Below are 26,705 nucleotides of genomic sequence, written 5' to 3' on the forward strand. Positions count from 1 at the left end.
ATTGCTCTCCTTCCCAGGGAGACAACGGCCTTCGCTTCTTTCTCACGAGCTCGGCGTCCGCATTGCCGGTTTCGAGGCTTTGTTCAGCGTTCACTTTCCTTAGGGCCTGCTTGCTCGCTGACCCCCGCTTCCCGGGCCTTTTCCCCCAGAGGCTTCGACCGCTGGCGTTACCACCAGTAGCCGCTCCGAGTGCTTCCGGCTGGAGCAATCGTTGCCGGGTGGAGATCACTCCCTCCCCACTGGGCGATGCACCCTTTTCACGGCGCACGAGAAAGGCAGGTTAATGCGCTCGAGAGGATTTGAACCTCCACGGGTTGCCCCACTAGAACCTGAATCTAGCGCGTCTGCCGTTCCGCCACGAGCGCAAGGCGACACAGAAGTTGGCTCGGAAGAGAGCCAGCGTCAATTCTTTCTCGGCCTTTCGCCGAAACCGGCGGTTTCTCCGCGAAACAGACTGGCCTCCCGTTCCCTCGCTCTTTCTTGGAGTTCTTCCTCGTAGGCACCGATCAAGCCGTTGCGGTAGGAAAGGATTTTTCTTCGGGCTTCGCGCAAGGAGGTCTCCGGCCGCCTCTCCTGGCTGTACCAATACCCCCCTGGCCCGCCACCCACCGCACCCAAGTCGGCGCCGAGTCCGGCATGCCCAGAGAAACCGCCCAACAGTGCGCCGCCGAAGAGACCCAAGCCCGCCGCTTCGAGCGTCGTGGTCGGAGTACCGGTCCCAACGCCAAACGGTTGCCCCTTGCGCGGGATGCCGGGAACGCCTTTGAGCACCTGGGTGGCATACTGGTCCGTCTTTTGGCGGATCTCGCCGCAGCGATCTTGAAAAGCTTTCCAAGCCGCTTCCTGCTCCGCTTCGATTTGGTTCAGCCGATCTTGGGAACAGACCAGAAGGACCGGAGCGTTTTTCGAGGCAGCGATCGCCATCCCCTCCAGGTCAGGCGAAGCTTCGAAGGGGGTCGGATCGACCTCCCGGATGCGCCAGAGTCCGGCGTCGGCAGTGGCGCGTCGAACGGTCCATTGAAAGCGATACGAGCTGCCTGCGGAAGCGACCAAGATCTTGTCACCGAGGGTAAAGACCTGTCCTGGCGGCAAGCCTTCGGCAAAGAGCAGATCACGCGTGAGCCCTTCTTCGATCTTGCCCGTCCCTGCGGGAATTCCTGCGGGCTCGATCGGAATCAGGAACTCGCTGCTCCTCGGCTCGACGCTGACCAGATAGGAGATGCGCACCCCGTCCGGCAGCGTCTCCAGGAGGATCGGTTGAAGGCCGCGCAGGTCGATGTCCGAAGAGAGATGGCGGCGAAGTACCAGCCGAACCCCAGACTCGTTGGGAAGCTTCCGGCTTCGATCCCACCAACTGAACCGCTGTGCGGATGGAGGAGGCTCCCACAAGCCCATGCTTCCCTGTTGCAGGCGGGCAAGCGCCGCCTGCCACGTCTGAAAAAACGCTTGGCGGGCCGCAGGAGTCCGGACTTCATCGTCGGTCGTGGAACCGGGGAGCGGACGCAAGTAAGCGTCGGCAAGCGCCCCCAGAAGGAGCAACCCCAAGAGAAGGCTCGAAGCGATCCAGAGCAACCGCAACCGCAAGGATCGCCCAAAGTGCGTCCCGCCCCTGCCGGTTTCCCTTGCAGGCTCCAGCAGTTTTCCATCATCATCCATCGGGCCCGCCCCTAACCCGCATGTCTCACAAACGTTGCTCCGGCCGGAGACGGAAGGCAAGCGGAGCCTCCGCCGCAGAGGATCCTGGCATGAGTCTTGCTATTCCTTCCGAAGATCGCGGAGATCCGCGAAGCAAAGCTTATCTGCAAATAGGGCAAACGAGATTCACAGAGATCCGATGAGCAGCCATGGATTGAGGCTTGACCGCCCGCTTCCTGCGTCTGAGATTCCTCGTTCGATGAAACCATTCCTCGGTTCCTCCCGTTTCACCAAAGAGGTCACACTCGAGGCGCTCCGGGAATGCATCAGCGCTCATCTCCGCTTCAGCTTGGCCCGCATCCCGGAAAGCGCGACTCCTCGGGACTGGTGGCTGGCCACGTCGCTGATGACGCGGGATTTTCTGACCGAGCGATTCCTTGCTACCCAGGAAGCGCATCAGAAAAACCAGGCACGGCGGCTCTACTACCTCTCGCTCGAATACTTCCTTGGGCGTCTTCTCCGCCAAAACCTGCTCAACTTGGGTCTTTGGGATCTCACGGCGACGGCGTTGAAGAAGCTCGGCACGGATCTCGAAGCCATCTGCGAGGAGGAGGGCGAAATGGGGCTCGGCAACGGAGGGCTGGGCAGACTTGCCGCCTGCTTCCTCGATTCGCTAGCCACTCTCCGGCTGCCGGCGATTGGCTATGGCATTCATTATGAGTTCGGACTCTTCCAACAGGACTTCGTCCACGGATACCAGATCGAGAGACCCGACGATTGGCATCGATTCGGGAGCCCGTGGGAGATGGTGCATCCCGAGCGGGTCCAAACGGTGCATCTCTACGGAACCGTTGAGCACCGAGAGGGAGGATGCCGCTGGACCGATTGCCGCGATGTGCTCGGTCTTCCTTTTGATATTCCGATTGCGGGGTTTGGGGGGAGCACGGTCAACCTGCTCCGCCTTTGGAGCGCCAAGTCGACCCGGGAGTTCGACCTCGATGCCTTCAACCGGGGGGGCTACTTCGAAGCGGTCGGGGAAAAGAGCTTCTGCGAATCCATCACGAAGATTCTCTACCCTAACGACAAGACCGAGAAAGGGAAGGAGCTGCGGCTCGTCCAGCAGTATTTCTTCGTCAGCTGCTCGCTTCGAGATATTCTCCGGCGCTTCGAGGCCGAGCATCAGGATTGGAACCTTCTGCCGGAGAAGGTGGTGATTCACCTGAACGATACCCATCCCGCGATCGCGATCGTCGAGCTCATGCGGATCCTGATCGACGAACGGAAGATGGAGTGGGAGCGAGCCTGGGATTGGATCACCCGGATCTTCGCCTACACCAACCATACCCTCCTCCCGGAAGCGTTGGAGACCTGGTCGGTGTCGCTCTTCCATCGAGTTCTTCCGCGCCATCTGGAGATACTCTACGAGATCAACCGGCGGCTGCTCGAGCTCGTTCCGGGGACGGACGAGATTTCGGATGGTAAGCGCCGAGCGATTTCTTTGATCGAGGAGAACCATGGCAAGGCGGTCCGCATGGCGCATCTGGCGGTCGTCGGGAGCTTTTCGGTCAACGGGGTCTCCGCGCTCCATTCGGAGCTTCTCCAGAGCCGGCTTTTTCCCGAGTTCTCGGCCCTCTTTCCGGGCCGGTTCCGGAACGTCACCAACGGAATCACCCCTCGGGTCTGGCTTCTCGGAGCCAATCCGCTGCTGGCCTCCCTCCTCACCGAAACCCTGGGAGAGGGATGGATCACCAATCTCTCTGGGCTTCAGGAACTGCGGAAGTTCATCGGGGATGCTTCCTTCCGGGAACACTACGCCACCATCAAAAGGGCAAACAAGGTCCGGCTTTCGCACTGCTTGCGGGAATGGTGCGGGCTCACCACCGATCCCGATGCGCTCTTTGACGTTCAGATCAAACGGATCCACGAATACAAGCGCCAGCATCTGAACCTCCTGCACATCCTCTGGCTCTACCGGAGGCTTCTGGAGAATCCGAGCGGGGAGTTTCCTCCGAGGCTCTTCCTCTTCGGCGGCAAGGCTGCGCCCGGCTATGACTTAGCCAAGTGCCTCATCAAGGCGATCAACGCGGTGGCGGCTCGCATCAACAGCGATTCCCGTGCCTTCGGGAGGCTACAAGTGGGCTTCATCCCCAACTACGGGGTGACCCGGGCCTCGCGGATCATCCCGGCCGCCGATCTCTCCGAACAGATCTCCACGGCTGGCAAGGAGGCCTCCGGCACAGGCAACATGAAGCTCGCGCTCAATGGAGCACTCACGATCGGCACATTGGACGGGGCCAACGTCGAGATCCGGGAGGAGGTCGGACCGGAGAACATCTTTATCTTCGGGTTGACCGCCGAGCAGGTGGCCGAGCGGGTCCAAGGAGGCTACAATCCCTGGGAGATCTATGAGGCCGATCCTGAGTTGCGAGCGATTCTCGATTGGATCGGCTCCGGAGACCTGACCCTCGGGGAGCCCGCCTCAGTCCTCGCTCCGCTACGGCACAGCCTCCTGGAAGGGGGAGACCCCTTCCTCGTCTTGGCCGACTTCGCCGCCTACTTGGCCGCCCAGCGTCAGGCCGAGCGGGCCTACCGCGACAGAGCACGTTGGCTGTCGATGGCCATGGAGAACACCGCTTTGGTCGGCAAGTTTTCGAGCGACCGCTCGATCCAGGAGTACGCGGAGGGGATCTGGCGGCTCTCTCCATCTACTCCGGCGACTGATTAGCGCGCGTAGGTTCTCTTTTCCTGGCGAGCGGGGTGCAGACCAGGATCGCCAAGCCGAGAAAACACCAAAAACAGAAGCGGAAGACATCTTCGGTAGCCAGCATCACGGCGTGGCTCGAGGCATAGCGCCCCAGAAGCCGGACTCCTTGCAGCGAGGAAGCACCCGCCTGAAGCAGCCGATCGAGCGCCAAGCCGAAGGCTGGGTCGCCCCACGGGGCGGTCTCGACCAGGCGGGTCTGCTGGAAGGCGGTGCGATGGGTGAGAAAGGTTCCCAGGATTCCCGGCCCCCAACTCATCCCGTAGGTGCGCACCAGCATCAAGGTTTGGCTCGCCGTGCTTTCCCGGTGACGAGGAGTCCGCTGGAGAGCGACCGCGGTCAAGGTCGCGATGGCACCGAGGCAGAATCCCTCGAGCACCTGAGATCCGAGCAGGTTGGTATACCAGGATCGCCTTCCGAAATAGTCATAGGTGCTCACCCAGTAGGCGAAGGCGGCAAATCCGAGCAGGTAGAGCGCGGAAGGCCAGCGCGGATCCACGTGGCGGTTGAGATAGGTGGCGAGAATCCAGCCGGCGGGCATCAAGAGGAACACGGGCAGAAACGAACGTGCGGCCAAATCCGGCGTATAGCCCCCGACGGCCTGGAGATTGAGAAGAATCAGGGAGAGCATGCCGAAAGCGAGCATGAGGAGGACCGAGCTTGCCAACACTGCGGTCGTATAATGTGGTTGGAGAAAGAGCCGGACGTCGATGAGCGGCTCTTTCTGGCCCAGCTCCCAGATCACGAAGGCGATCAGGGAAAGAACGCTAACCGCTGCGAGAACGATCACGAAGGTCGAGTTATACCAGTCCTCGTCCTGCCCGCGAACGACCACGGCCTGGAGGAAAAGCATGGATAACAACATGAGCCCGAGGCCCACCCAATCGAACCGGAAGGCGACCGGCTCTTCCTGCCGGCGGACGAGCACCGCCCAGAGGAGGCTGCCAAAGAAAAGATGGAGCAGAGCCGCGATCAGGAAAAACGCACGCCAGCCCACCGCCTCTTCTAGAATGGCGCCGACGTTGGGGCCGAAGGCAAAAGTGCTCCCCAAGAGCAGACCGAAGCCCGTGATCACATTGGGCCAGCGTTCGACGGGATGGAGGCGCAGCGTGATGAATTGGGCGAGAATCATTGCCGTTCCCGAAAGGAAGCCGAGCAGGAGCCGAAGAACGAGGAAGAGGTAGAAATCGCCGATCAACCCGCAGAAAAAGGAGACCGCACTCAAGCCGAAGCAGGAGGCGAGGAGCGATGGAATCGATCGGAAACGGCGGGAGACCAAGGGGGCCAGGAACATCCCAAAGCCCCTTCCCGCAAAGAAGATCGCCGAGCTCCAGGAGGCATGGCTCGGGCTCTGCCCCAGATCGCCCACCGAATAGAGATTAAACGCCGCATAGGAGGAAGAGCCGTAAAGGGCGAGAACGAACTCCAAGGGAAGAACGAACTGGATCGTCCAGAAACGCCAGCCGCGCAGAACGATTTCAGGTTTCATCGGGTCCTCCGCTCACGGATCGATTCGAGGAGCTGTCGCGGGGGCTGGCGTCCCGGCAGGCTCCCGGCCTTCCCTTACGCCTTCAGCCGAAGGATGGGGCGGCCGCCGGTTGGCGGCGATGATCCGCTCGATCCTCTCCTCGGCGCCCTGAAGCTCCTTTTCGTAAAAGGGGGCTTCGTATTTTTCCTTGGGGAAGCGAGTGAGCGACTCGAGTACCGGGCTCCCCCTCTCGCTCACATGAATCGCAGTGATGGCGGAGAGCCCCGGGCGCAACGGGTTGGCGCGAAGCTCCTTCTCGGACAGCCGGATCCGAACCGGCACCCTTTCGACGATGTGAATATAGTTTCCGGTGGCGTTTTCCGGGGGAAGGAGTCCGAAGACGCTTCCCGTCCCGGCTCCGATCCCTTCCACAACTCCATGGTAGCGTAGGTGACGGCCGTAGAGATCGATCGAGATACGCACCCCCTGGCCCGGCCGGACTCGGTGGAGCTCCCTCTCCCGGTAATTAGCTTCGACCCAGAGATAGTCGAGCGGGACGACCGCCATGAGAGGGGTTTCCGGATGGACCTCGTCTCCCGGCTGGACGCGACGGTTGGCGACAAATCCGGTCACCGGGGCCCGAACCTCCCGGCGCACGTAATCCAGATAGGCCCTCTTGAGGATGCTTGCGGCTTCGAGGACCTCCGGATGGCGCTCCACGGTCGTCCGTCGAATCTGTGCCTCCGCCGCTTGCAGGTCCGCCTCGGCCTCCTGGACGGTCGCTTCCAGCTCCCGGATCTGGCACTCGGTGTCGTCAACCTGCTGGGCAGGGATCGCCCCGTAAGGTGCCACCGCCCGGTAACGCTCCAGATCATGCCGGAGCCGCTCCAGCCGCGCCATCTCCGCCAAGATCTTCTGCTTGTCGAGAACCACCTGGCTGAAGAGACCTTCCACTCGCCGGACCGCTTCGCCTAACCTGGCTTCCGCCCCTTCCAAGGCCACACGCGAATCGAGTCCGTCGAGGCGGACGAGCACCGCACCCTGTCGGACAAATTGCGTGTTCTCGTAGCGCACCTCGACGACCGTTCCGTTGACCTGGGATTTCACCGGCACGAGATTGCCCGTCACATAGGCATCGTTGGTTACCACCCAGCGACTGAGGAAAAGCCACCACCAGAGAAGCAAAACCGCCCATCCGAATGCGACGAACCCGCCGAGGATGAGCAGCCGCCAGTTCCGAAGCACCCGCCGACGATACCGAGGAGGCGTTCGAGCCAGCACGTTCCGGGCAACGTGATGCCTCCACCGCTCCCAAAGCTCCCGGATCATAACCCCTTGTGCGGCCATTCCGGGATGCTGGCGGGTTCGAAACCCCCGCCTAAGGCGACCAGCAGCCCCACGGCGGAATCTACGTGCTGGGCATGCCGAGCGCTCAGCCGGGTTTCCTCCTCCGCCAGCCGGTACTGCATCTCGAGCACATCCTGCCGCACGTTGAGCCCGGAGGCAAAGAGACGTCTAGAAAGATCGACGTTAGCCTGTGCAGCCTTCACTGCCCTCTCCTGCGCCTCCAGGTCCTTGGCCGCTTCTTGCCAATAAGCCAGTGAGTCGGCGACCTGCTGCACCGCCGAGAGCAAGACGCTGTTATATCGTTCCACGGCGATATGATACTCTTCGGCAACCGTTTCGAGCTGGGCCGTCAAGCGGCCGCCTTGGAAAATCGGTAGCGTGATCGCAGGTCCGGCCATGTACATCAGCGGAAGAGCAGGGTTGAGGAAGATCGTGGGAAAGTTCAGGGTTTGAAAGCCGAGCCAGGCGACCAGGTTGAGGTTTGGAAAGAATGCAGTCTTGGCTACCTTCAATTGATTGGCAGCCGCCTGCGCTCGCCAGCAGGCCACGGCGACGTCGGGCCGATGGCCCAGGAGGTCGAAGGGAATCCGCTCCGGCAGCGGAAACCGGCGGGGGAAACTCGCCTCGGAGACGGCGAGCGCCCTGCCCCAATCCGGTCCCTGTCCAGCCAACCGAGCAATCTCGTTCCTTACGGTTTGGCACTCTCGCGCCAATCCAGCCACATCTTGACGGGCCGCTTCCAACCGCTCTTCGGCCGTATGTACCGGGAAGAGGCTGTCGACCCCGCGGGACCCACGCACCCGGGAAAGAGAGAGCAGCTCGCCGGCGATGCTTTCCCGCCGTCGTGCCAAGCGGAGCTCCTCTTCCGCAGCCGCCAGACGCACGTAGCGTCGGGCGACGGTAGCGCCCAGCAAAAGGCGGGCGACGGCGACTTCGGACTCCTCCGCTCGCGCCTCTCCCACCGCCGCGCGAACCCGAGCACGGTCTTCACCCCAGAGATCGACGTGGTAACTGGTGAAGAGCGGGATGATGTCCCAAAAAAAGAATGAGTTTGCCCCGAAGGGGCCGAAGAAACTTGAACCGGGAAAACCCCAGACGCCAAAGACCGAATTCGCAAGCCACGGACGCACCTCGCCCGAAGGAAGATAGCGGCTGCGCGCTCCAGCCGCCATCGCCCAAGCCTGGTGAACACGGTCGAGAGTGGCCCGCAGGTCCGGGTTCGACGTCAACGCCAGGTGCATGACCTGGTCGAGTTCGGGGCACTCGAGGCCGCGCCACCAGAAGTTCTGCGGCCATTCGGCGGTGACGGAGACCGCCTCCGGCGCAACAGAAGCGACCGTCGCTGCGATCGTCGGAGGAGCGATCGGAATGGCGGGCTTGCTGTCTTTTGGAAGATAGGCGCAGCCGGCCAGCGATAGGGAGACCGCGGAGATCCAGATGCCAGGCAGAAGCAGCTCTCCCCGTAGTCTTGCGTCTCGGTTCGGGCTCTGTGGCAGGGATCTCTTGCCCCGCGCCCGATTTTTCTCGAACGCGCAAGCCGTTTTGGCGGAAGGCTCCGGAAGACACTGAACCGGCCGCCCGGGCACGCAGGCACGAAAAAGGAGCATTTTCCCTTAACTAGAAGCTAGAAGTAAGTAAGTACACACTTACTCTCAATCACCCACCACCCTCTCTTTTCTGAATCTTCTGGTTATTTGGTCTCCTCGTTGTATGGAGACCAGAGACGAATCGTTCGTCTGCCCGCCTTTCGCAAGCACGACACGCTACTCCTCCCGCAGCTAGCTATCCTTCGACTTATGGCACTTCCTCGGCAGTGCCGCTTCCCTTCGGGCGGCCTCGCCCAGAGCCTGGGCAAAGCCGCCCGCGAAAGATCGCAGCAGGTTACTGGAGCAGCCTAGGGCTTCAACTCCGAAATCCACCCGGCGACGGCGTTCGCCATGGTCGTCGCATGTCCTTCGGGAAAGAGATGATCCGAGCCGGGAATCTCGACGAACCGCTTCGGCTCGGCGGCGACGGCAAAAAGATCCCTTGAATCTTGGGGAGGAACGACGTCGTCGGCAAGGCCGTGGATGAAGAGCCAGGGCACTCGGATCTTCCGTGCCACTTCCACGACGTTATCGATCCGGTTCATGTCGTCGATCAGGGCGCGGGAAAGCGGAAATTGCGGCATATCCCACATGCAACCCGCTCCCGAAATGACATCGCCGAACTCGCGCTTCGCGAAGGCGGCGGCATCCGCCATTCCCGCAAGGGAGATCAAGAAATGAATCCGAGGATCCCGGCTCGCCCGCAGGACCCCCACGAGCGCCCCCAGGCTGTGGCCCGCATAACCAACATGCCACTCTCCTAGTGCATCCAGAACCGCGCCCAAGTCTCCTACTTCCTTGGTGGGAGTAAACTCTTCAAACTTCCCATCCGAAGCCCCGTTGCCGGAAAAGGAAAAACGCAGCGAATGAATCCCATGGCGGGAAAGGACGTTGGAGAGCTCGATCAACATCGGCCTGTCTTTATGGGCCGTAATGCCATGACCGATCACGACCAAGGTTGGATTATCGGGCGATCCTCCCTGGTAGGCGAAGTCGAGTCGTTCCCCTTGAGCGTTGCGAATTTCGTTCGGAATGGATCGTTTCATGGAATCCGTTTACCATGGTAGCGAGGACGATCGCAACCACAGGAGTTGCGATTTCCGGACGAAGTTTCCGGTCGTCCTAATCTTCTCCTAATCTTCCAGAAAGGACGAGACGCAGCTTTCCTGGAGATACGCGAGAAAATGAATCTCCCAGAGTGCTCTTTGGAGATCGCGCGATCCGACCGAGAGAGGATCCCAATCCATCTGCTCCTCGGCGATACCCTCGGCTACGGCGATCGTTAGCCTGCGGTCGTTCAGCATCGAAAGGAATTCGTCGACCTCTCCTGGACTCAACGTCAAGGAGGTTTCAGAAGGGTTTTGCAGCGGACTATCTGGTGCAAGCCACTTGTCGAGAAGGGCAAGCCGCTCCGAACGCCAACTGAGGCGCTCCACTTCCAACTCCTCGGCCGCACTGAGGATTGCCTCGTCTTCCTCTCCGCGGCTCATGGTTCCCCGCCAATACTGCTGCAGTTCTTCCGGAAGCTGAGAGAACTCAGTCTGGTAATGCTTGCGCAACTCGAGGAACGACGCCAGAAGGATCTCTCTCTCCGCCGGTTCGAAGTGAAAAACAGTCTGGTTTTCGTGCCGTGCGACCTTCACCCGCGCTCCATGGTCGCTTGCAGGCCAAATCGCTGCAGTTGATGAACGAGAAACTCGGCTCGCTCTCGCGTCCCCTGGGCGACGAGGCTCTTTCCCTTGTTATGGACCTCCAGCATATGCCGGGTGGCCTCCTGCTTGCTCATCTTCAGCACTCGTTGAAAAACGTAGACTACGTAGCTCATGAGGTTGACCGGATCATTCCAGACGATCACGCCCCAGTAGCGCTCAAACGCCTCACGGACCTTTTCGTCAACGACTTCTTCCTGGATCGTTTCCGGAACCGCCAACTGTTCCATGGCTTCTGCCGCTTGCAATGTTTGGTACACGAATGTTTGGTAACGAACTAACCATTCTACTTGGCCCCGCATCGTTCGCAAGAACACAAGCAGAGCCTTTTTTGCGCACCGACTGGGACAAAAATGCCGGAAAGGCCATGGCTAATCTGCAGGTCACACAAAGCCCGTACCCGAGGCGAGGGCCGATGGGCTTGGATGCAAGGCGGTCCGCCGGTTTTCCCCGGAGCTGTATGCCGACATCCTGCGAGGAGGGCCAAAGACCCAAGTCCCAACGAAGCCGACAGGTCCATTGCGCAAGCCACAGGAGAACGCTGGTGAGATAGGCAGCCTAGTAACGAGGCACAGAAGGATCGATCTCCAGACTCCATGCTTCGATTCCTCCCGACAGATTCTGCACCTTCCGGAAGCCTGCATCGAAGAGCAGCCGGCAGGCTTTCGCGGAACGCGGGCCGAGCTTGCAAAAGAGAACGACTTCCCGGGCGCTATCGAGCTCGTGAATGCGCTGATGGAACTCGGAAAGCGGCATTACCTTCGCCCCGGGGATCTGCGCGATCGCGACTTCGTGCGGTTCCCGCACATCGATCAGATCGAACGCGGCCTCTCCATCCAATCTCCGCTTGAGCTCCTGCACCGTGATCTCCGGGACGTCGTTCCCAGCGGTCGGGGTGCCGATCCCGCAGAAGGTTTCGTAGTCGATCAACTCGCGGATGCTCGGCTCGCTGCCGCAGATCGGACAGGCGGGATCCTTCCGCAAGCGAAATTCCCGAAACTCCATACCGAGGGCGTCGAACAGGAGAAGGCGTCCGATCAAGGGTTCTCCTAATCCGAGGATGAGCTTTACCGTTTCGATCGCTTGCACCATCCCGATAAGGCCCGGCAAAACGCCCAGCACCCCCCCTTCGGCGCAACTCGGCACCATGCCGGGATCGGGAGGCTCCGGATAAAGACACCGGTAGCACGGTCCTCGTTCCGCCCAGAAGACGGTCGCCTGGCCTTCGAAGCGGAAGATGCTCCCGTAGACATTCGGTTTTCCCAAAAGAACGCAGGCATCGTTGACCAAGTAGCGGGTGGGGAAGTTGTCGGTGCCGTCGACGACGACATCATAATCCCGGAGGATTGCCAGGGCATTATCCGAACGGAGGGCTGTCGGGTAGGGAACGACCTTGACGTTGGGGTTGAGTTCGTGGATGGCCTCGGTTGCCGATTCGATTTTCGGCTTGCCGATGTTGCGGGTCTTGTGCAGCACCTGCCGCTGCAGGTTCGAATCGTCGACCGTATCGAAATCGACGATCCCCAACTGGCCAACCCCCGCCGCCGCGAGATACAAGAGCAAGGGCGAACCCAAGCCACCGGTCCCCACCGCGAGCACCCGTGCCGACTTGAGCCTTTGCTGCCCTTCCAGTGTGACTTCCGGCATGATGAGATGTCGGCCGTAGCGCCGGATCTCTTCATGGGAAAATCCGGCGGCCGGGAAAACCTTGCTCACTCGCGGCAAATAGCTCATTGAATCCTTCTCCTTCGCTCTTCCTTTCCGGGCCTTTTGGAATGATTAATCACGCCACTTCCCTCTACTCCGAATGTTGCGGAGCGGCCAGGCTTGCGAAAGGAAAATTTTCCTTATCTACTGCTGGCGATGATTCTTCGCAAGCTCCGCCTTTGGAAGCCCAAGGGGCTCCCCAAGTCCGCAGGCCCGACCGCAACCTGGATCCATTCGGAGGCCGAACTCTCCTCCTTGTTAAAGGCACTTCAACCGAATCGGCCCATCGCCCTCGACGCCGAATCGGCCTCCTTTCATCATTATCAGGCGAAACTCTGCGTCCTCTCCGTCCAGCAGGCGGACACGGCCGCTGTCATCGACAGCCTCGCCGTAGACCTATCCCCTCTCTGGGAACTCCTGGCTCAATCGTCCTGGATCCTGCATGGAATGGACTTCGACCGGAGGCTCTTGCGGGGTGCGGGCTCGCTCGAACCTCCCGCCATCTTCGATACGATGATGGCCGCCCAGCTTTGCGGATTTCCCGCCGTCGGCTACGCGGCGCTGGTCGAGCGATTTTTCGGAGTCGTGCTGGCTAAAGAGAGTCAAAAGGCCGATTGGGCACGGCGTCCGCTCTCCCCGGCGATGCTCGACTATGCAGCCCAAGACGTCCGCTATCTGGAACCGCTCCAAGAGCGGCTTACCGATGAACTGGATCGGCTGGGGCGGTTGGGTTGGCACCAGGAGAGCTGTTCACGGCTCCGTCGCAAGACGGGGGAGGCCGCTGCCGATAAGAAGGGGGCGTGGCGGATTCGCGGCTGGCGCGAGCTCCCGCCCAAGGCGCTCCCGTACCTTCTCGCCCTTTGGGAATGGAGGGAAGAGGAGGCCGCTCGCCGTGACCTCGCTCCCTTCCGGCTGGTTTCCCCAGAGTTGCTGCTCCGGATGGCAGCCGCGACGGCTGCCCAAAGGGAGGGTATCCCGGCAAAATGGCTCCCTCGTCACCTGGGAAAAGAAGAGCGTGCCCGGCTTGCGGCCGCTCTTGCCCACACAAAGGAATCGCCCGCCAATCTCCTTCCGCCCACCAAGCCCAGGCTCAAACTCAGTTCTGAAGCGGCTCGGCGCCTGCAGGAGCTCAACGAGAGGCGCAACCGACTCTCCGCCCGCTTGGGCATCGAAGCCGGATTGCTTGCCGCCAAGCCCATCCTCCTGGAGCTCGCCTTAGATCCGCAAGGCGCGCCGGAACGCCTGCGAGCCGAAGGGCGCTGGTGCCGCTGGCAGCAGGAGCTCTTCGCCAACTCCGAATGAATGCTTGGCCTGCCTGTCTCCCAAGCGTTCTCCTGCGGCTTGCGAGATGAACCCGGCGGCTTCGTTGGGACTTGGGTTTTTGGCCCTCCTCGCAGCATGTCGTCCTGCAGCTCCGGGGGAAAACCTGCGCCTCGCTTTGCATCCAGGCCCATTCGCCTCGCCTCGACTACGAACTTTGTGAGACAGGCAGGCTCTGGTCCCGCAAGGACCGGAAATCGGCCCTTCGGCGGGCTTGCAAAGGTTTGACTTTCCCGCTGCTCCGCCTCCAATTGTAACGGGAAGGGAGAGAAGATGGCGGGACATAGCCACTGGGCAAAGGTTCGGCACCAGAAAGGGGTGACCGATGCGCGGAAAGGAAAGCTCTTCAGCAAGCTGGTGCGGGAAATTACTCTGGCAGCCAGACTGGGCGGCGGAGACTCCGGGTTCAATCCGCGCTTGCGGCGCGCGGTCGAAACCGCCAAGGCGGACGGAGTCGCTTCGGAAAGCATCACGAGGGCGATTCAGCGAGGAACGGGCGAAGTCGCCGGAGAGACCTACGAGGAAATTCTCTACGAGGGATATGCTCCCGGGGGCGTTGCGGTCCTGGTTGAGGCGGCGACCGATAACCGCAACCGAACGGCAGCCGAAGTCCGCAGTCTTTTCGCCCGCCACGGAGGAAATCTAGCCGGAGCCGGCAGTGTCTCCTGGCTCTTCCAGCGCAAGGGGATCATCCACATCGACGCGGGCAAGGCCTCATTCGATCGCGTCTTCGAGGTGGCCCTGGAGGCATTGGCCGACGACGTTCAGGCCTCGGAAGGGTCGATCGAAATTTTCTCTTCGCCCGACCGGTTGGAAGGAGTTGTGAAGAGCTTGGAGGCGGCCGGCATTCCCGTCGAGTCAGCGGCGCTCGCCTATGTCCCCCAGAACGTCGTCTCGCTCAAGGAGGAGGAGAGCGCCCGGTCCCTCCTTCGGCTTCTCGACGCCCTTGAGGAGCACGACGATGTCCAGCATGTCTTCGCCAACTTCGAGATGGCCCCCGAGATGATGGCGCAGGCGGAAGACGCGGTCCCGGGGAGATAGAGATGCCGTGACCTCGTCGGAAATTCGCGAGAGCTTTCTCCGCTTCTTTCGGGAGCGTGGCCATACGATCGTCCCTTCGGCGCTTCTTCTCCCCAATTCTCCGAACCTGCTCTTCACCAATGCGGGGATGAACCAGTTCGTGCCGATCTTCCTCGGCCAGCGCCTCTGCCCCTACTCCCCGCCGCGGGCCGCCGACACGCAAAAGTGCATCCGTGCGGGAGGAAAACACAACGACTTGGAAGAAGTGGGCTTCGATACCTCCCATCACACCTTTTTTGAAATGTTGGGAAACTGGTCTTTCGGAGACTATTTCAAAAAGGAGGCCATCGCGTGGGCCTGGGAGCTCCTCACGGACTGGTGGGGCTTTCCACCGGCTCGTCTCTATGCGACCGTCTACGAACCCGGCACGGGCGAGCCGGGCGAATTCGATGCCGAATCCTGCGAAGCCTGGTCCGCTCTTTTTGCCGGCGCCGGGTGCGATCCGAAAGTCCACGTCGCCAAGTTCGGGAAGCGGGACAATTTCTGGATGATGGGGGAAACCGGACCCTGCGGTCCCTGCTCCGAGATTCACGTCGATCTCACTCCCGAAGGCCAAAGCCGCGGGCGGCTTCTCAATCAAAACGATTCACGCTGCCTGGAGGTCTGGAATCTCGTCTTCATCCAGTACGATGCTCGGGGCGACGGCTCCCTCTCCCTTCTTCCGGCCCGCCATGTGGACACAGGAATGGGGCTGGAGCGGATCGCCTCGATCCTGCAAGGCACGCACGTCTTTCGCGACTTTTCCCAAAGGATCTCCAACTACGACACCGATCTCTTTCACCCTCTCCTTCGGGTTTTGGAAACGCTCTCCGGCCTTCCGTACAAAGGGGCGCTTCCCGAGCCCGGAGGACGGGGAGAGCAGAGCGACGTCGCCTGTCGCGTCATCGTCGACCATTTTCGGGCCCTCGCCTTCGCGATCGCCGACGGCATCCTTCCCAGCAATGTCGGACGGGGCTATGTCTTACGCCGGATCCTCCGGAGGGCGAGCCGATTCGGCCGCACCCTCGGCCTTCGCCCCCCCTTCCTTCCCGAACTTCTCCCGCCATTGATCTCCACCATGGGGGAAGCTTTCCCTGAGCTGGTCGAGCAAGAGTCCCGGATCGCCACCATTCTCGCCACGGAGGAGACTCTCTTTGCCCACACCTTGGAACGGGGGCTCTCCCTCTTCGAAAATCTGGCCCATGGTGCCGCAAAGCGAGAGAGCCGGGAGATCTCCGGCGAAGAAGCCTTCCTGCTCTACGACACCTACGGCTTTCCGCTCGATCTTACCGAGCTTATGGCGCGCGAGCAGGGGCTTCGCGTGGACACGCGGGGCTTCGAGGAAAGCATGGAAAAGCAGCGCAGCCGCTCTGCGGCGGCGCGCGAAGACGATCTCTTGAGCGTGGCGGCGCAGAGTAATTTTGTCGGCTACGAAGAATTGGAGGCAGAGGGGGAGGTCGTTCTTCTGCTGGCCGGAAATCGCGCCGTCTTCGACCGCACCCCGTTTTATGCTGAGATGGGAGGCCAAATCGGGGACTCCGGCAGCGTCGAGCACGAAGGCCATCTCCTGCCGGTGCTCGACACCACCCGTTCCGCCAGCGGAGCCCATCTGCATCGGCTGAGTGAGGTCGATCGCCTGATGCCCGGCAGCCGGGTAGTCCTGCGCGTCGACCGGGAGCGCCGGAAAAGGATCGCCATTCATCACACCGCGACCCATCTTCTCCACTGGGCCCTTCGCGAGGTGCTGGGTCCTCAAACCGTCCAGCGGGGCAGTTACGTCGGTCCCGAGCGGCTCCGCTTCGACTTCGCCCATACGGGCCCGCTCACCCCGGGACAGATCACCCGCGTGGAGCAACTGGTGCAGGAGCGCATCGCCGAGGATGAACTAGTGAGCTGCGAAGAGCACCGCTACGCGGAAGTGAAGAACGACCCGCGGATCCTCCAGTTCTTTGGAGAAAAATACGGGGAGCGGGTGCGGGTCGTCTCGATCGGAGACTCCTCCCGGGAACTCTGCGGCGGAACCCACATCCGTCACACGGGCGAGATCGGATTTTGGAAGATTCTCTCCGAAACCGGGGTGGCGGCCGGCATCCGTCGGATCGAGGCGGCCGGAGGAAGTGCACTTCGCGACTTCCTGCGAGAGCAGGCAGTTGCCCAAGACAAAGCTTGGGAAAGCTTACGTCGGAAAGAGGCCGGAATTCCGCCGCTCGCCCCCTTTTCCTCGGAACTCACCCCCGCCGCAGCCGCCAAGCGGCTTGCAGAGCGCCGAGAGATCCTCCAGTCGCTCGAAGGGAGGATTCGCGAAGCGGAGAAACAGGCGGCTAAGAAAGCGGAAGACGCCTTGCGGGCGCGCGCCCGCCGGAATGCAGAATCCGCCACGAGCACTGCGGAGCGCTACGGCGCTCTCCCCACGATTGTCCTCGACTGCGGACCGGCTCCCACAGGCTATCTTCCCCTCCTCTGGCAGGCAATCCAGGAACAGTGGGAAGGCGTCGCCGTCCTCGCCTCCCGCGATCCTCAACGCGCGGCTTTCTTGGTCGGCGTTTCCCGGACCTACCTCCCCCGAGTGAACGCCGCCCGGCTTCTCCAGGACATCCTCTCGCCCGTCGCGGGCAAGGGGGGCGGGCGCCCGGAACTCGCCCAAGGGGGAAACGCGCGGCCAGAAAGCATTCCGGCGGTTCTTACGCATGCCAAGGAGCTTCTTCGCGCCGCCGGCTAGGAGGCTCTCCCCGTGCAGCAGATCGGTCGGCTTCTCTTCCTCACGGGCCTTCTCCTGGCGGTCGTCGGCCTACTGCTCAGCCTCGGAATTGATACCAAGTGGATCGGGAGGCTTCCGGGAGACATTCGGCTCGAAAAGGGCAACGTACGCTTCTTCTTTCCGATCACCACCTGTCTGCTCGGAAGCCTCCTCCTCAGCGTAATTCTCTGGCTGTTCCGGCGCTAACCAGCATCTCTCCCAAGCATTCCTGCGGCTTGGGAAACAAGCAGAGTAAGCCGCTTTTGCCCGAGCCATTGCGCCGAGGGGCAAGGAGTCCGCCAGCTACGCGAACCTGCCTGTTATGGCTTGATATCTTCGTCGGCGATCGCCGTCAGGTCGGCTTCGTTCAAGGGCGAAGTCCTCTGGGCATACTCGGCCCGAGCGGCCTTCACCTGCTCGGTGGTGACCGGAGTCCCCTTGTTGCCCCACGCCTGCCGCACATAGGTCAGGATCGAGGCGATTTTGTCGTCGGAGAGGATGGCCTTCCAAGGCTGCATCGGGCCGTTGTACTGCATCCCGTTGACGGTGATGGGGCCCTGCAAGCCATTGAGAACGATCGCCACCGCCCGCTTGGAGCCTCCCGTCGTGATGGACGAGCCGGCCAACGGAGGATAGACGGCCGGAATCCCGGTGCCGGTTGGCTGATGGCAGGCGGCGCAGTTCATCGTATAGAGCTGCTCACCCCGCTTCGCATCTTGCGAGAAGGCGGCCAGCGGCGCAAGCGAGAGCGCCCCGCCCAAGATCGCCACCCAGCGTTTTCTCCGAATAGCGCTGCCACGGAGTGCTTCCAAGGAAGAAAAGAAGGACGCGCGAGAACCAATCCAGTTGCATAGGGATGTCTTCATCGTAACCTACTGAGTGATCGGTTCTTTAGGTTGTTTGTCAATCCTAAAGCGGTGGAGAGGCTCTTTCCTCCGATCGGGGCGTTTCGGCATCTTCGCGCTTATGGAGCAAGCCGCTCCACTTTCCACCCTCCTGTCGGTACGCGCACATAGTGGAAGCGGTCATGGAGTCGATTGCTCCTGCCCTGCCAAAACTCGACTTCATCGGGAATCAGGCGATACCCGCCCCAGTCTGGAGGCAGAGGCACATTGCTGGAGGCAAAGCGCTCCTGCATCTGGCGGAGGCGATTTTCCAGGAAGGCTCGCTCGGGCGGAATCGGTTTGCTCTGTGGAGAAGCCCAGGCGGAGAGACGGCTCAAAACGGGTCGACTCTCGAAGTAGGCAGTGGACTCCGCGACCGTTGTCTTTTCTACGGCGCCCCGAGCGCAGACCTGTCGCATCGACGCTGGCCAAAAGCAAGAGAAGGCTCCCTGTGGATTTTCCGCGAGGTCCCGTCCCTTGCGGCTGCCGTAATTGCTAAAAAAGAGAAAACCCCTCTTGTCGATCGCTTTGAGCAGGACCATGCGACTTCGCACCCTGCCCTCCCGGGAAGAGGTCGCCAAGGCGACCGCCGTCGGATCGCCCGTCTCTATGCGCTGCGCCTCCTGGTACCAGGAAAGAAATTGTCGCAGCGGATCGGCGTCGAGTTGCTCGCGCAAAAGAGGAGCGCCAGCGAAGTCTTTGCCCGAGCCCTCTAGATAGATCACACGCTCCTTCCGCTCCAGTTTTCTCTTCCGATCTTCTAATGCGGCAAGACCTTACCTTGAGATCTCCCAACTTCGCAAGAAAGGGTTGAGGGTCGACACAAACACTGGTTTACTGCTCATGGCTCTTCGCTGAATAGAATGGGCGGAGGGGGCAGATTTGCCATTGAGGGATGGCAAGAAACGGTGTTCTTGCCATCCGTCTTCGGCGGATTTTGTGTCCGGGCGAATTGCCGTCAAGGACACTTCGACTTCGTCGATCCTCCTTGACGGCGGATTGCCAAGCTCGCCTCGTTTTCCGATTCTTCGGGCATGGATGCGAACAAGCTTTTTGGGATGGCCTTACAGTTGGGTCCGGAATGGAAGGTGATTCGAAGCGAACTTTCTGCGGTGGATCATACCTTGAAGATCTGGCTCGATTTTCGAGAGGGCCATCGGTTCCCCTGTCCGGAATGCGGGCGTCCTTCTCCTGCGCACGACACGGTGGAGAAGCGGTGGAGGCACATGAACTTCTGGCAGTACAAGACCGAGCTGGTGGCGCGGGTTCCACGGGTGGACTGTCCGGAGCACGGAGTGCGGTTGGCGGAAGTTCCCTGGGCCAGGCCGGGGAGCGGGTTTACCCTGATGATGGAGGCGGTCATCCGGATGCTTTCCCAGGAGATGCCGGTTTCCCAGGTGGCCGAGATGCTCAAGGAGCAGGACACCCGGCTGTGGAGAATCTTGGAGCACTACGTGGAAAAGGCCTATCGGAAGGAGGATTGGAGCGGGGTGAAGCGGATCCTGGTCGACGAGACAAGCAGCAAGCGGGGTCACCGCTACGTGACCGCCGTTACCGACGCGGACAGCCGGAAGCTCCTCTTCCTGGTGGAGGGCAAAGGAAAGGAGACCTTGGAGGCATTTGCCAAGGAGATGCGGGAGCACGGAGCGGATCCTGAGCAGATTGAGCTGATCTGCAGGTGGACATGAGCCCCTCCTACATTGCCGGAGCCAAGGAGCACTTCCGCAAGGCGGACCATCGTCTTTTGACCGCTTCCACCTCATGCAGATGGCGGGGGCGGCGGGGGAGGCGGTCGACCAAGTACGCAAGGAGTTCGTGCGTCAGGGGCTGCTGCCGAAGGGAAGCCTCTGGGCGCTGCGAGGCAACGAATGGACGCGAAGCAGGGAGCAGAAGAGTTTGCGTGCCTCCCTTTGTGCAGCCTACCCCAGACTGGGAAGAGCCATTGGGTTGCGGGAGGCTCTGCAAGAGATCCTCGCCCAAGAGGATCCCCAAGAGCTCCGCTGGTGGCTCCAGTGGGCCGACCGCAGCCGGCTTGCTCCCTTCCGAAAGCTTTCCAAGACGATCAAAGAGCACATGGACGGCGTCCTTGCTTTCCTCCAGAGCCGGGTGACCAATGGCCTCATCGAGGCGATCAACGGACTCATCCAGCTTGCCAAAAGGATGGCCAGAGGCTTCCGAAGCTTTCGGTGCTTGCGGATCGCCGCTTTCCTCAAAGCCGGAAAGCTGACGTTGGATCTTCCCGTCGTAACCTCATAACCCACGAAAAACAGCGAAGAGGCCTGCTCATCATGTCCAGCCGCATTCTAACTTCCCATGAGAAGGCCCTTGAGATCAATCTAGATCAAAAGATCTATGGCACGATTGCGGAAATCGGCGGCGGGCAAGAGGTGGCTCGCTGGTTCTTCACGGTGGGCGGGGCGGCCGGAACCGTGGCGAAGTCGATGTCCGCCTATGACATGACATTTAGCGACGCGATCTACGGCCCGACGGAACGCTACGTCTCCCGCGAGCGGCTCGTGGCCATGCTCGACCATGAATACGATCTCCTCTTAGAGCGACTGAGTCAAAAGCGGGCGGAAGAGACCCGCTTCTTCGTCTTTGCGGACACCGTTACCATTCGAGGGTTTCAACCACGGAACGAATGCCACGGGTGGCTGGGGGTGCGCTTTCAGCACGAGCCATTGGCTAAGCCCAGTGAGGTGGTTCTTCATATTCGGCTCCTGGATAAAGAGCGAGTGAGACAGCAGGAGGCACTGGGAATCGTTGGCGTAAATTTGCTTTATAGTATTTGCTATTTATGGGGGAATCCCTATCGACTTGTCGAATCCTTATTGGACAATCTCGATTCCGAGCGGCTGGAAATTGATCTGGTTTGCGCACGAGGGCCTGCATTTGAGAGCTGCGACAATCGCCTCTTAAATCTCCATCTCATCGTGCTCGGCATGTCACGGGTCATTCTCTTCGATCCGACGGGGCAGCCGCGCCAGCCTGGCGAGCTCCTCCGCCGGAAATCGATGCTGATCGAACGGGGCGAGTTCGCTCCGGTCACCCGCATGCACATGGATATGCTTGAGCTTGCGCGAGAGAAATTCCTTCAAGATCCCGCAATCGAGCGCTTCGCCAAGATCGAGTTGTTGGAGATCACGACCAAGAACCTCCTCTTGCCCGATGGCAAGATTGACTCATCCGACTTTCTCCAGCGCGTCGAGCTCCTCTGCGCGATCGGCCACCATGTCCTGATTTCCAACTATGCCGAATTCTACGAAATCAGCTCGTACCTAGCCCGCTATGCCGAAGGCCTGGTTGGCGTCGTGCTCGGAATTCCCCTTTTGGAACAGCTCTTCAGCGAACGCTACTACTCGTATGTCGAAGGCGGCATCCTCGAAGCGATGGGCCGCCTCTTCAAGAAGAACGTGAAACTCTACGTCTATCCAACCCGAAAACGATCGGATGGAGAGGTCCGCACGGTGGAGCAGCTCGCCCTGGAAGGGCCGCTCGGCCATCTCTATGGCTACTTGCAGGAAACGGGCCGGATCGAAGCCCTCTCTCCCCGCAATCCACCCGATGCCGGCTTCTCGCCGCGGCAGGTAGGCGCTCTCATCCGGGCAGGTGATCCCGCGTGGGAGAGCTATGTTCCAGTCCGGGCGGCCCAGTTGATTCGGGAAAAAGCGCTTTTCGGCTATAGGAACTCCCCTTCGGAATCGAGGGCAAGCCAAGCCTCCAAGGGAGATCCCGTGATCCGCGCCTGAATTCTCGCAAAGCTCTTTTGTTCCTTCGCGCGATCCCGTACTTTCGTCTCGCATGCCGAGACGACCGGTCGCGATATTCTTGCTCCTTCTGTCGGTGGCTCTCCCGGGCTTTTTCGATCCCGCAAGGGGTGCCTCGCAGTCGGATTCCGCACAGAGGATTCTCCCGCGCTCCGTCGTCTTCCGCGGGCAACCGATCTTCACGCGGCTGGTCGCCGAGGCGGAGCGCGAAGACTGGCGGGAGCTGCCGATTGGCCAGCGCACGGCTCGTGTCGGCTTGGCGTTGGTCGGAACGCCGTACAAGAACTGGACCTTGGAGATCGATGATCACGTCGAGGCGCCCTCCGCCGACCTGGACGAAATGGATTGTTGGACCTTTTTTGAGATTTCCCTCGGGTTTGCCCGCATGTTGCGGGAAAAAGCGGGCGACTACAGCCCGGATGACCTTCTCCACATGATCGAAATTGATCGCTACCGGGGAGGCCGGTGTGACGGAACCTACTACTCGCGCCTCCACCATCTGGAGGATTGGATTCGCGATAACGCCCGTCGCGGGTTGGTGATCGATCTGACCCAGCGGCTCGGAGGGATCCCGATGAGCGGCCATTCCCTCCACTACATGGGCGATCACTGGCAGGAATTCCGCTACCTCCGCCACAACCCCGATCTCATTCCCCGTTTTCAAGCTTTGGAGAAGAAGATCTCGGCGCAACCCGTCTACTACATCCCGAAGGGACGTGTGGCTTCGATCGAGCCTCGCCTGCAAAATGGGGACGTCATCTGTATCGCCAGCACCTGGCCAGGCACCTTCACTTCGCACGTCGGCTTGGCCTACCGGGACTCCGGCGGCGTTCTCCATTTCCTCCATGCCACCTCGATCCAGGCAGAGCGCCGCGTCGTGATCGGCCCCCGGCTCAGCGACTATCTCCTCGCCCATCCCAAGGCGGCAGGCATCCTCGTCGCCCGGCCCCTGGATCTCCCCCAGGCTGATTCCCTGGCCCGACGCTCCAAGGCAGCGGAAAAAAGACCCAAGGGAAACAGGGACTCCCCCGCCACATCCCCTGCGGTGGATGCCGGCTAGCCTGTATGTCTCACAAAGTTCGTACCCGAGGCGCGGCGAGGGGGCCGGGCAAGAGCCAGGGTGGCGGGCAATCCCTCAGTTCACAGGCGTCTCGAAAGCTCGCGACAGGAACCCGCGCGTGGAGGCTCAGCCAAGCAGCCGTTTCCGCGCGCGTCTTTTCCGAGGGCTCAGAAAAGCCGTTGAGGAGAATCCCCAGCGGAGTCAGGCCAGCGGCTCGGATGCTGTCCACCGTGAGCAGGGCATGGTTCAACACCCCGAGCCGGCAGAGGGCAACGACGATCACGGGAAGACCGATGCCGCTGGCTAGATCGCAGATTGTTTCCGTCCGGGTCAACGGCGTCTTCCAGCCCCCGACTCCTTCCACGAGGGCGCAGGGAAACTTCGCCAGCATCGCTCTCACCCGCGCTGCGACCTCCTGGAGATTCAGCGTTCGGCCTTCCTTTTCGGCGGCAATCGCCGGAGCCGCTGGACAGCGAAAGAAGAAGGGATTGATTTCCGAAAGAGACATTTTGGTTCCCGCTCCCGCTTGCAGACGGAGAGCGTCAACCCGCGACCCTGTCGCAATGGGCTTGAGGCCGATAGGCTGCCAGTTTCGGCACCGCCAGGCTTCCAGGAGCGCAGCGCCGAAGAGGCTTTTGCCGACGTCCGTGTCCGTGCCGGAAAGAAAAAGCTGAAAATGTTTTTCCGGTTGCAAATACCGAGGTGCTCCGTAAGCTTACTCGATCCTTCCGGAAGGCGACGGACGAGGATTATTCGGAAAAGCAAAACCAAACGCAAGAAAATATGGCAGATCTCACCAATCGGTATCCGGACAACGTTTTCGGAAAATACTACGTAGACTCCCAGTGCATCGACTGCGATCTCTGTCGGGAGACCGCGCCCTCGAACTTCAAGAGGAATGATGATGGCGGACATTCGTTCGTTTACAAGCAGCCTGAGACCCCGGAAGAAGAGGAGCAGTGCCGCGAGGCCAAGGAAGGCTGTCCGGTGGAAGCGATCGGAGATGACGGGAAGGCTGCGGAGGTCGCTGCCCAAGCATCGGAAGTCGGACAAGGCTAGCGATTCTCTGAGCGACGGGCGGTTGCTCCCCAGCGGGCGTCGTGTGTGCTTGCTTTGCGGCGGCTGCGCGTCCTGCCTAGTCGCCTTAGCCGCCATTTCTCACGAATTTCGTAGCCAAGGCGCCGCAAATGGGCTTGGATGCGAGGCGCGGCGCCGGTTTTCCCCCGGAGCTGTATGACGACATACTGCAAGGATGGAAAACCAAGCGAGAGCGAAGCAGACAGATCCATTTCGCAAGCCGCAGGAGAAAGCTTGTGAGATATGCCGGTTGGTCTGCTTGACTCGCAAAGTTCGTATCCGCGCCTTGTGAGACAGGCCGGTTGATATCTTTGGCTCCAATGGGTGAACTCCCAAGCCAGCGGGATCGGCAGAAATCCCCCGACGGCGTTTCGCAGACGGGGGAGACGCGGAAAATCCTCCATCCGAATGAACCGGGAGAAAGACTCGACCGGTATCTCGCCGCTTCTCTTGGGATGTCGCGCACATCGGTGCAGCAGCGGCTCCGCTCGTCGGCTGTCCAGATCAAGGGCATCTCCGAGGCTCCCACCCCCTCCTATCGCCTCCGAGGAGGAGAAGAGATCGAAATCGACCTTTCCGTTCGTGCGCCCGCATTGGAGGCAGCCCTCCCAACACCAGAGCCGATTCCGCTCCTGGTGCTCTACGAGGACGACGATCTCCTCCTGATCGACAAGCCTTGGGGACTGGTCGTGCATCCGGCCTTCGGCCACCGAACCGGAACACTTGTCAATGCCCTGCTTGGCTATCTCCCCAGGCTACCTGGAAGCCACACCATTCGGCCGGGCGTTGTCCACCGTCTCGACCGGGAAACCAGCGGTTTGCTGGTCGTGGCGAAGACCGAACCCGCTCGGGCGAGCCTCCTGCACCAGTTCGCCTCGCGAACTGTCGAAAAGCGCTACGAGGCGGTCGTTTGGGGAACCTTTCCGCGAACCCCTTTCTCCTGTTCCCGGAATGTCGGGCGCGATCCTCGGAACCGCCGAAAGATGGCGGCCCTCTCTCGAGGAGGGCGAACGGCGCTGACCGAGTTTTCCCTGATCGAGCAGCGTCGCGGTACGGCACTCGTGCAATGCCGCCCACAGACAGGACGAATGCACCAACTTCGGGTGCATCTCGCCTCCCTCGGCCACCCGATCGTCGGCGATCCCCTCTACGGGGGAAACCGCCAGTCGGGGGGCTCTCGTCTTCTCCTGCACGCGCGCTTGCTGAGTTTTCTCCATCCCCGCTCCGGAGAACGTGTCTGCTTCGAAAGCCCACTTCCGAAGGAATTTTTTGCTTGGCTTGCGAGGAACGATGCCCAAGGACCCTGAACAATTCCGCGCGACCCTCCTCGCCTACGTAGAAACCCTGCGCCGTACGGGCCGCCGCTCTATCCGCCTCTGGCCCGGCTGGCGTCAAGCCCTTCGATCGATCTCCATCCCGCGGCAAGAAGGCATTTCGGAGTCGCTGTCCGCAGCTCAAGCCTCGCTGCCGCAGGAGGCTGGCCCACCCCAGGAGTCAATCCCGAACTCACTATCTCGCCCGTCCACTGGTTCCCCCGAACCAACCGACCGGGAAGAGCGTGTTCGGCGGCTGGAAGCGCTCCGTCAAGCGACCGCCGGGTGTCGGCGGTGCGCTCATCTCGCCGGGTCCCGTTCGCAGATCGTTTTCGGCGTAGGAAACCCCCATGCCCGACTGCTCTTCACCGGCGAAGCCCCGGGAGCCGAGGAAGACCGACAAGGCGAGCCTTTCGTCGGACCCGCCGGTAAGCTCTTAACCCGCATGATCCAAGCGATGGGACTTCAGCGGGAGGATGTCTATATCGCCAACATCCTCAAGTGCCGACCTGACCTTCCCCCCGGGACTCCGGGCAACCGAAAGCCCACTCCGGGAGAGATGGAGACCTGTCTGCCCTATCTGCGCGAGCAGATCGACATCATCCGGCCGGAAGTCATCGTTGCCCTGGGCGCGACCGCGCTCGAGGGCTTGACCGGGCTGCGCACAGGGATCAGCACCATGCGAGGAACCTTCCTCGATTTTCAGGGAATTCCTCTTCTTCCGACCTTCCATCCGAGCTACCTCCTTTATAGACCCGACCTGCGGCTCAAACGGCAAGTTTGGGAAGACCTGCTCCTGGTCATGAAGCGGCTCAACCTCCCCATCAGCGAGCGCCAGCGCGGTTTTTTTCTGATCCCGAGCCAGGGCTAGCCCATGTTTGGGGGAAGGTCTCGTAAGTCGTTGCGAGGCAGTACCCGTCATTTCAAATTGGCACTACAGGACCCATTTTTGCCCTTTGGGGCGGCGGCTCCCGGGCAGAGATGTGCAAGGCGGAGAGGATTTGCCGGGCCTGATGGTTCCCGGCGGTGACCCCGCGACGTTTTTCACTTCCGAAGGCGAACTCCACCAGATGGATGGTTCGGAGGGCAACCCAAGCTTGCTCGCTGGAGAAGGGGAGATTGGCCGCCTTGAGTTTCTTCTCCAGGAGCCGGTCAAGCAGGAAGGCCAAGGCGGCGACGAAGACGTGCGCCCGCACCCGTTTGGGATTGTGGTGGTAGATCGGCCGAAGCTCCAGGACGTCCTTGAGCTTCCGGAAGGCTCTTTCCACCTCGGAG

The 26,705-nt window shown here is 61.1% G+C and carries 21 protein-coding genes, 1 tRNA gene and 2 pseudogenes; 11 read left to right on the plus strand and 13 right to left on the minus strand.

Annotated elements, in window-relative coordinates; translation table 11 throughout:
• Window positions 1-284 precede the first annotated feature (284 nt).
• Window positions 285-365: transfer RNA gene (locus A37A_RS0110945), tRNA-Leu, on the minus strand.
• Between the two features lie 37 nt (window positions 366-402).
• Window positions 403-1,656, minus strand: a complete 1,254-nt coding sequence (locus A37A_RS20715) for a hypothetical protein (RefSeq protein ID WP_018291541.1) — start codon at window positions 1,654-1,656, stop codon at window positions 403-405.
• A 238-nt stretch (window positions 1,657-1,894) separates the two neighbouring features.
• Between A37A_RS20715 and A37A_RS0110960 the strand changes: the two genes are divergently transcribed.
• On the plus strand, window positions 1,895-4,360 hold the full coding sequence (locus A37A_RS0110960) for a glycogen/starch/alpha-glucan phosphorylase (RefSeq protein WP_018291543.1): 2,466 nt from the start codon (window positions 1,895-1,897) through the stop codon (window positions 4,358-4,360).
• On the opposite strand, the gene A37A_RS0110965 is transcribed toward A37A_RS0110960, so the two are convergent.
• The 7 genes from A37A_RS0110965 to moeB all read right to left on the minus strand — a co-directional run bounded on the left by A37A_RS0110965 (window position 4,341) and on the right by moeB (window position 12,240).
• Window positions 4,341-5,885 carry an MFS transporter gene (locus A37A_RS0110965; protein WP_018291544.1) on the minus strand — a complete coding sequence of 515 codons (1,545 nt, stop codon included), beginning with the start codon at window positions 5,883-5,885 and terminating at the stop codon, window positions 4,341-4,343. The two genes, A37A_RS0110960 and A37A_RS0110965, sit on opposite strands and share 20 nt — an antisense overlap.
• Before the next feature lie 12 nt (window positions 5,886-5,897).
• The gene (locus A37A_RS0110970) at window positions 5,898-7,193 is read right to left on the minus strand and encodes an HlyD family efflux transporter periplasmic adaptor subunit (protein WP_018291545.1); all 1,296 of its coding nucleotides are present in this window, start codon (window positions 7,191-7,193) and stop codon (window positions 5,898-5,900) included.
• Window positions 7,190-8,818 (minus strand): efflux transporter outer membrane subunit, encoded by a 1,629-nt coding sequence (locus tag A37A_RS0110975; RefSeq protein WP_018291546.1) that lies wholly within the window; start codon window positions 8,816-8,818, stop codon window positions 7,190-7,192. Before A37A_RS0110975 ends, A37A_RS0110970 begins: the two co-directional genes overlap by 4 nt.
• Before the next feature lie 287 nt (window positions 8,819-9,105).
• Complete coding sequence (locus A37A_RS0110980) at window positions 9,106-9,843, minus strand: alpha/beta hydrolase (protein ID WP_018291547.1); 738 nt, start codon at window positions 9,841-9,843, stop codon at window positions 9,106-9,108.
• An 87-nt stretch (window positions 9,844-9,930) separates the two neighbouring features.
• On the minus strand, window positions 9,931-10,440 hold the full coding sequence (locus tag A37A_RS0110985; protein WP_018291549.1) for a DUF2017 family protein: 510 nt from the start codon (window positions 10,438-10,440) through the stop codon (window positions 9,931-9,933).
• Window positions 10,437-10,736, minus strand: coding sequence for an ATP-dependent Clp protease adapter ClpS (gene clpS / locus A37A_RS0110990; RefSeq protein ID WP_020494340.1), 300 nt, complete (start codon window positions 10,734-10,736; stop codon window positions 10,437-10,439). The genes A37A_RS0110985 and clpS overlap by 4 nt, the downstream gene beginning before the upstream one ends.
• Window positions 10,737-11,064: 328 nt before the next feature.
• Window positions 11,065-12,240: a molybdopterin-synthase adenylyltransferase MoeB gene (gene moeB, locus A37A_RS0110995; RefSeq protein WP_020494341.1), complete on the minus strand. Its 1,176-nt coding sequence runs from the start codon at window positions 12,238-12,240 to the stop codon at window positions 11,065-11,067.
• A gap of 129 nt (window positions 12,241-12,369) precedes the next feature.
• On the opposite strand from moeB, the gene A37A_RS17190 reads away from it, so the two are divergent.
• The 4 genes from A37A_RS17190 (at window position 12,370) to A37A_RS0111020 (ending at window position 17,536) form a co-directional block, all read left to right on the plus strand.
• Window positions 12,370-13,515, plus strand: coding sequence for a ribonuclease D (locus A37A_RS17190; RefSeq protein WP_020494342.1), 1,146 nt, complete (start codon window positions 12,370-12,372; stop codon window positions 13,513-13,515).
• A 291-nt stretch (window positions 13,516-13,806) separates the two neighbouring features.
• Complete coding sequence (locus A37A_RS0111010; RefSeq protein ID WP_018291554.1) at window positions 13,807-14,574, plus strand: YebC/PmpR family DNA-binding transcriptional regulator; 768 nt, start codon at window positions 13,807-13,809, stop codon at window positions 14,572-14,574.
• A gap of 7 nt (window positions 14,575-14,581) precedes the next feature.
• On the plus strand, window positions 14,582-17,311 hold the full coding sequence (alaS, locus tag A37A_RS0111015) for an alanine--tRNA ligase (protein ID WP_018291555.1): 2,730 nt from the start codon (window positions 14,582-14,584) through the stop codon (window positions 17,309-17,311).
• Window positions 17,312-17,323: 12 nt separating this feature from the next.
• Window positions 17,324-17,536: a DUF2905 domain-containing protein gene (locus A37A_RS0111020; protein ID WP_018291556.1), complete on the plus strand. Its 213-nt coding sequence runs from the start codon at window positions 17,324-17,326 to the stop codon at window positions 17,534-17,536.
• A gap of 113 nt (window positions 17,537-17,649) precedes the next feature.
• On the opposite strand, the gene A37A_RS0111025 is transcribed toward A37A_RS0111020, so the two are convergent.
• Both A37A_RS0111025 and pdxH read right to left on the minus strand, forming a co-directional pair.
• The gene (locus tag A37A_RS0111025; protein WP_020494343.1) at window positions 17,650-18,099 is read right to left on the minus strand and encodes a cytochrome c; all 450 of its coding nucleotides are present in this window, start codon (window positions 18,097-18,099) and stop codon (window positions 17,650-17,652) included.
• Window positions 18,100-18,293: 194 nt separating this feature from the next.
• Entirely contained in the window at window positions 18,294-18,938 is a 645-nt protein-coding gene (gene pdxH, locus A37A_RS0111030; RefSeq protein WP_018291558.1) for a pyridoxamine 5'-phosphate oxidase, read from the minus strand.
• 309 nt (window positions 18,939-19,247) lie between these two features.
• Between pdxH and A37A_RS22055 the strand changes: the two are divergent.
• The 3 genes and pseudogenes from A37A_RS22055 (at window position 19,248) to A37A_RS0111045 (ending at window position 23,040) form a co-directional block, all read left to right on the plus strand.
• Window positions 19,248-20,469 (plus strand): annotated as a pseudogene (locus A37A_RS22055) (ISL3 family transposase).
• Window positions 20,470-20,501: 32 nt separating this feature from the next.
• The gene (locus A37A_RS17205) at window positions 20,502-21,962 is read left to right on the plus strand and encodes a hypothetical protein (RefSeq protein WP_018291561.1); all 1,461 of its coding nucleotides are present in this window, start codon (window positions 20,502-20,504) and stop codon (window positions 21,960-21,962) included.
• 52 nt (window positions 21,963-22,014) lie between these two features.
• Window positions 22,015-23,040, plus strand: coding sequence for an N-acetylmuramoyl-L-alanine amidase-like domain-containing protein (locus A37A_RS0111045; RefSeq protein ID WP_018291562.1), 1,026 nt, complete (start codon window positions 22,015-22,017; stop codon window positions 23,038-23,040).
• 10 nt (window positions 23,041-23,050) lie between these two features.
• Here A37A_RS0111045 and bioD read toward each other — a convergent pair whose 3' ends face one another.
• Window positions 23,051-23,734 carry a dethiobiotin synthase gene (gene bioD / locus A37A_RS17210; protein ID WP_018291563.1) on the minus strand — a complete coding sequence of 228 codons (684 nt, stop codon included), beginning with the start codon at window positions 23,732-23,734 and terminating at the stop codon, window positions 23,051-23,053.
• A gap of 89 nt (window positions 23,735-23,823) precedes the next feature.
• Here bioD and A37A_RS0111055 point away from each other — a divergent pair, with 89 nt between their 5' ends.
• The 3 genes from A37A_RS0111055 (at window position 23,824) to A37A_RS0111065 (ending at window position 26,301) form a co-directional block, all read left to right on the plus strand.
• Complete coding sequence (locus A37A_RS0111055; protein ID WP_026195790.1) at window positions 23,824-24,099, plus strand: ferredoxin; 276 nt, start codon at window positions 23,824-23,826, stop codon at window positions 24,097-24,099.
• A 338-nt stretch (window positions 24,100-24,437) separates the two neighbouring features.
• Complete coding sequence (locus A37A_RS0111060) at window positions 24,438-25,424, plus strand: RluA family pseudouridine synthase (protein WP_018291565.1); 987 nt, start codon at window positions 24,438-24,440, stop codon at window positions 25,422-25,424.
• A complete protein-coding gene (locus tag A37A_RS0111065; protein ID WP_018291566.1) occupies window positions 25,408-26,301 on the plus strand; it encodes a uracil-DNA glycosylase family protein in 894 nt (297 codons plus the stop codon). The genes A37A_RS0111060 and A37A_RS0111065 overlap by 17 nt, the downstream gene beginning before the upstream one ends.
• A 52-nt stretch (window positions 26,302-26,353) precedes the next feature.
• Here A37A_RS0111065 and A37A_RS0111070 read toward each other — a convergent pair.
• A pseudogene (locus A37A_RS0111070) lies at window positions 26,354-26,705 on the minus strand (hypothetical protein); the annotation flags it as partial.

This window comes from Verrucomicrobium sp. 3C, assembly GCF_000379365.1.
Taxonomy (GTDB): Bacteria; Verrucomicrobiota; Verrucomicrobiia; order Methylacidiphilales; family Methylacidiphilaceae; genus Methylacidimicrobium.

Bases quoted from the DNA above. Each gene is read 5' to 3' on its own strand.
- A37A_RS0111045 (WP_018291562.1), top strand. From the start codon at position 22,015: ATGCCGAGACGACCGGTCGCGATATTCTTGCTCCTTCTGTCGGTGGCT.
- A37A_RS20715 (WP_018291541.1), bottom strand. From the start codon at position 1,656: ATGGATGATGATGGAAAACTGCTGGAGCCTGCAAGGGAAACCGGCAGG.
- A37A_RS0111010 (WP_018291554.1), top strand. From the start codon at position 13,807: ATGGCGGGACATAGCCACTGGGCAAAGGTTCGGCACCAGAAAGGGGTG.
- A37A_RS0110975 (WP_018291546.1), bottom strand. From the start codon at position 8,818: ATGCTCCTTTTTCGTGCCTGCGTGCCCGGGCGGCCGGTTCAGTGTCTT.
- A37A_RS0110960 (WP_018291543.1), top strand. From the start codon at position 1,895: ATGAAACCATTCCTCGGTTCCTCCCGTTTCACCAAAGAGGTCACACTC.
- A37A_RS17190 (WP_020494342.1), top strand. From the start codon at position 12,370: ATGATTCTTCGCAAGCTCCGCCTTTGGAAGCCCAAGGGGCTCCCCAAG.
- A37A_RS0110970 (WP_018291545.1), bottom strand. From the start codon at position 7,193: ATGATCCGGGAGCTTTGGGAGCGGTGGAGGCATCACGTTGCCCGGAAC.
- A37A_RS0111065 (WP_018291566.1), top strand. From the start codon at position 25,408: ATGCCCAAGGACCCTGAACAATTCCGCGCGACCCTCCTCGCCTACGTA.
- A37A_RS17205 (WP_018291561.1), top strand. From the start codon at position 20,502: ATGTCCAGCCGCATTCTAACTTCCCATGAGAAGGCCCTTGAGATCAAT.
- A37A_RS0110980 (WP_018291547.1), bottom strand. From the start codon at position 9,843: ATGAAACGATCCATTCCGAACGAAATTCGCAACGCTCAAGGGGAACGA.
- A37A_RS0111060 (WP_018291565.1), top strand. From the start codon at position 24,438: ATGGGTGAACTCCCAAGCCAGCGGGATCGGCAGAAATCCCCCGACGGC.
- A37A_RS0111055 (WP_026195790.1), top strand. From the start codon at position 23,824: ATGGCAGATCTCACCAATCGGTATCCGGACAACGTTTTCGGAAAATAC.
- A37A_RS0110965 (WP_018291544.1), bottom strand. From the start codon at position 5,885: ATGAAACCTGAAATCGTTCTGCGCGGCTGGCGTTTCTGGACGATCCAG.
- clpS (WP_020494340.1), bottom strand. From the start codon at position 10,736: ATGGAACAGTTGGCGGTTCCGGAAACGATCCAGGAAGAAGTCGTTGAC.
- moeB (WP_020494341.1), bottom strand. From the start codon at position 12,240: ATGAGCTATTTGCCGCGAGTGAGCAAGGTTTTCCCGGCCGCCGGATTT.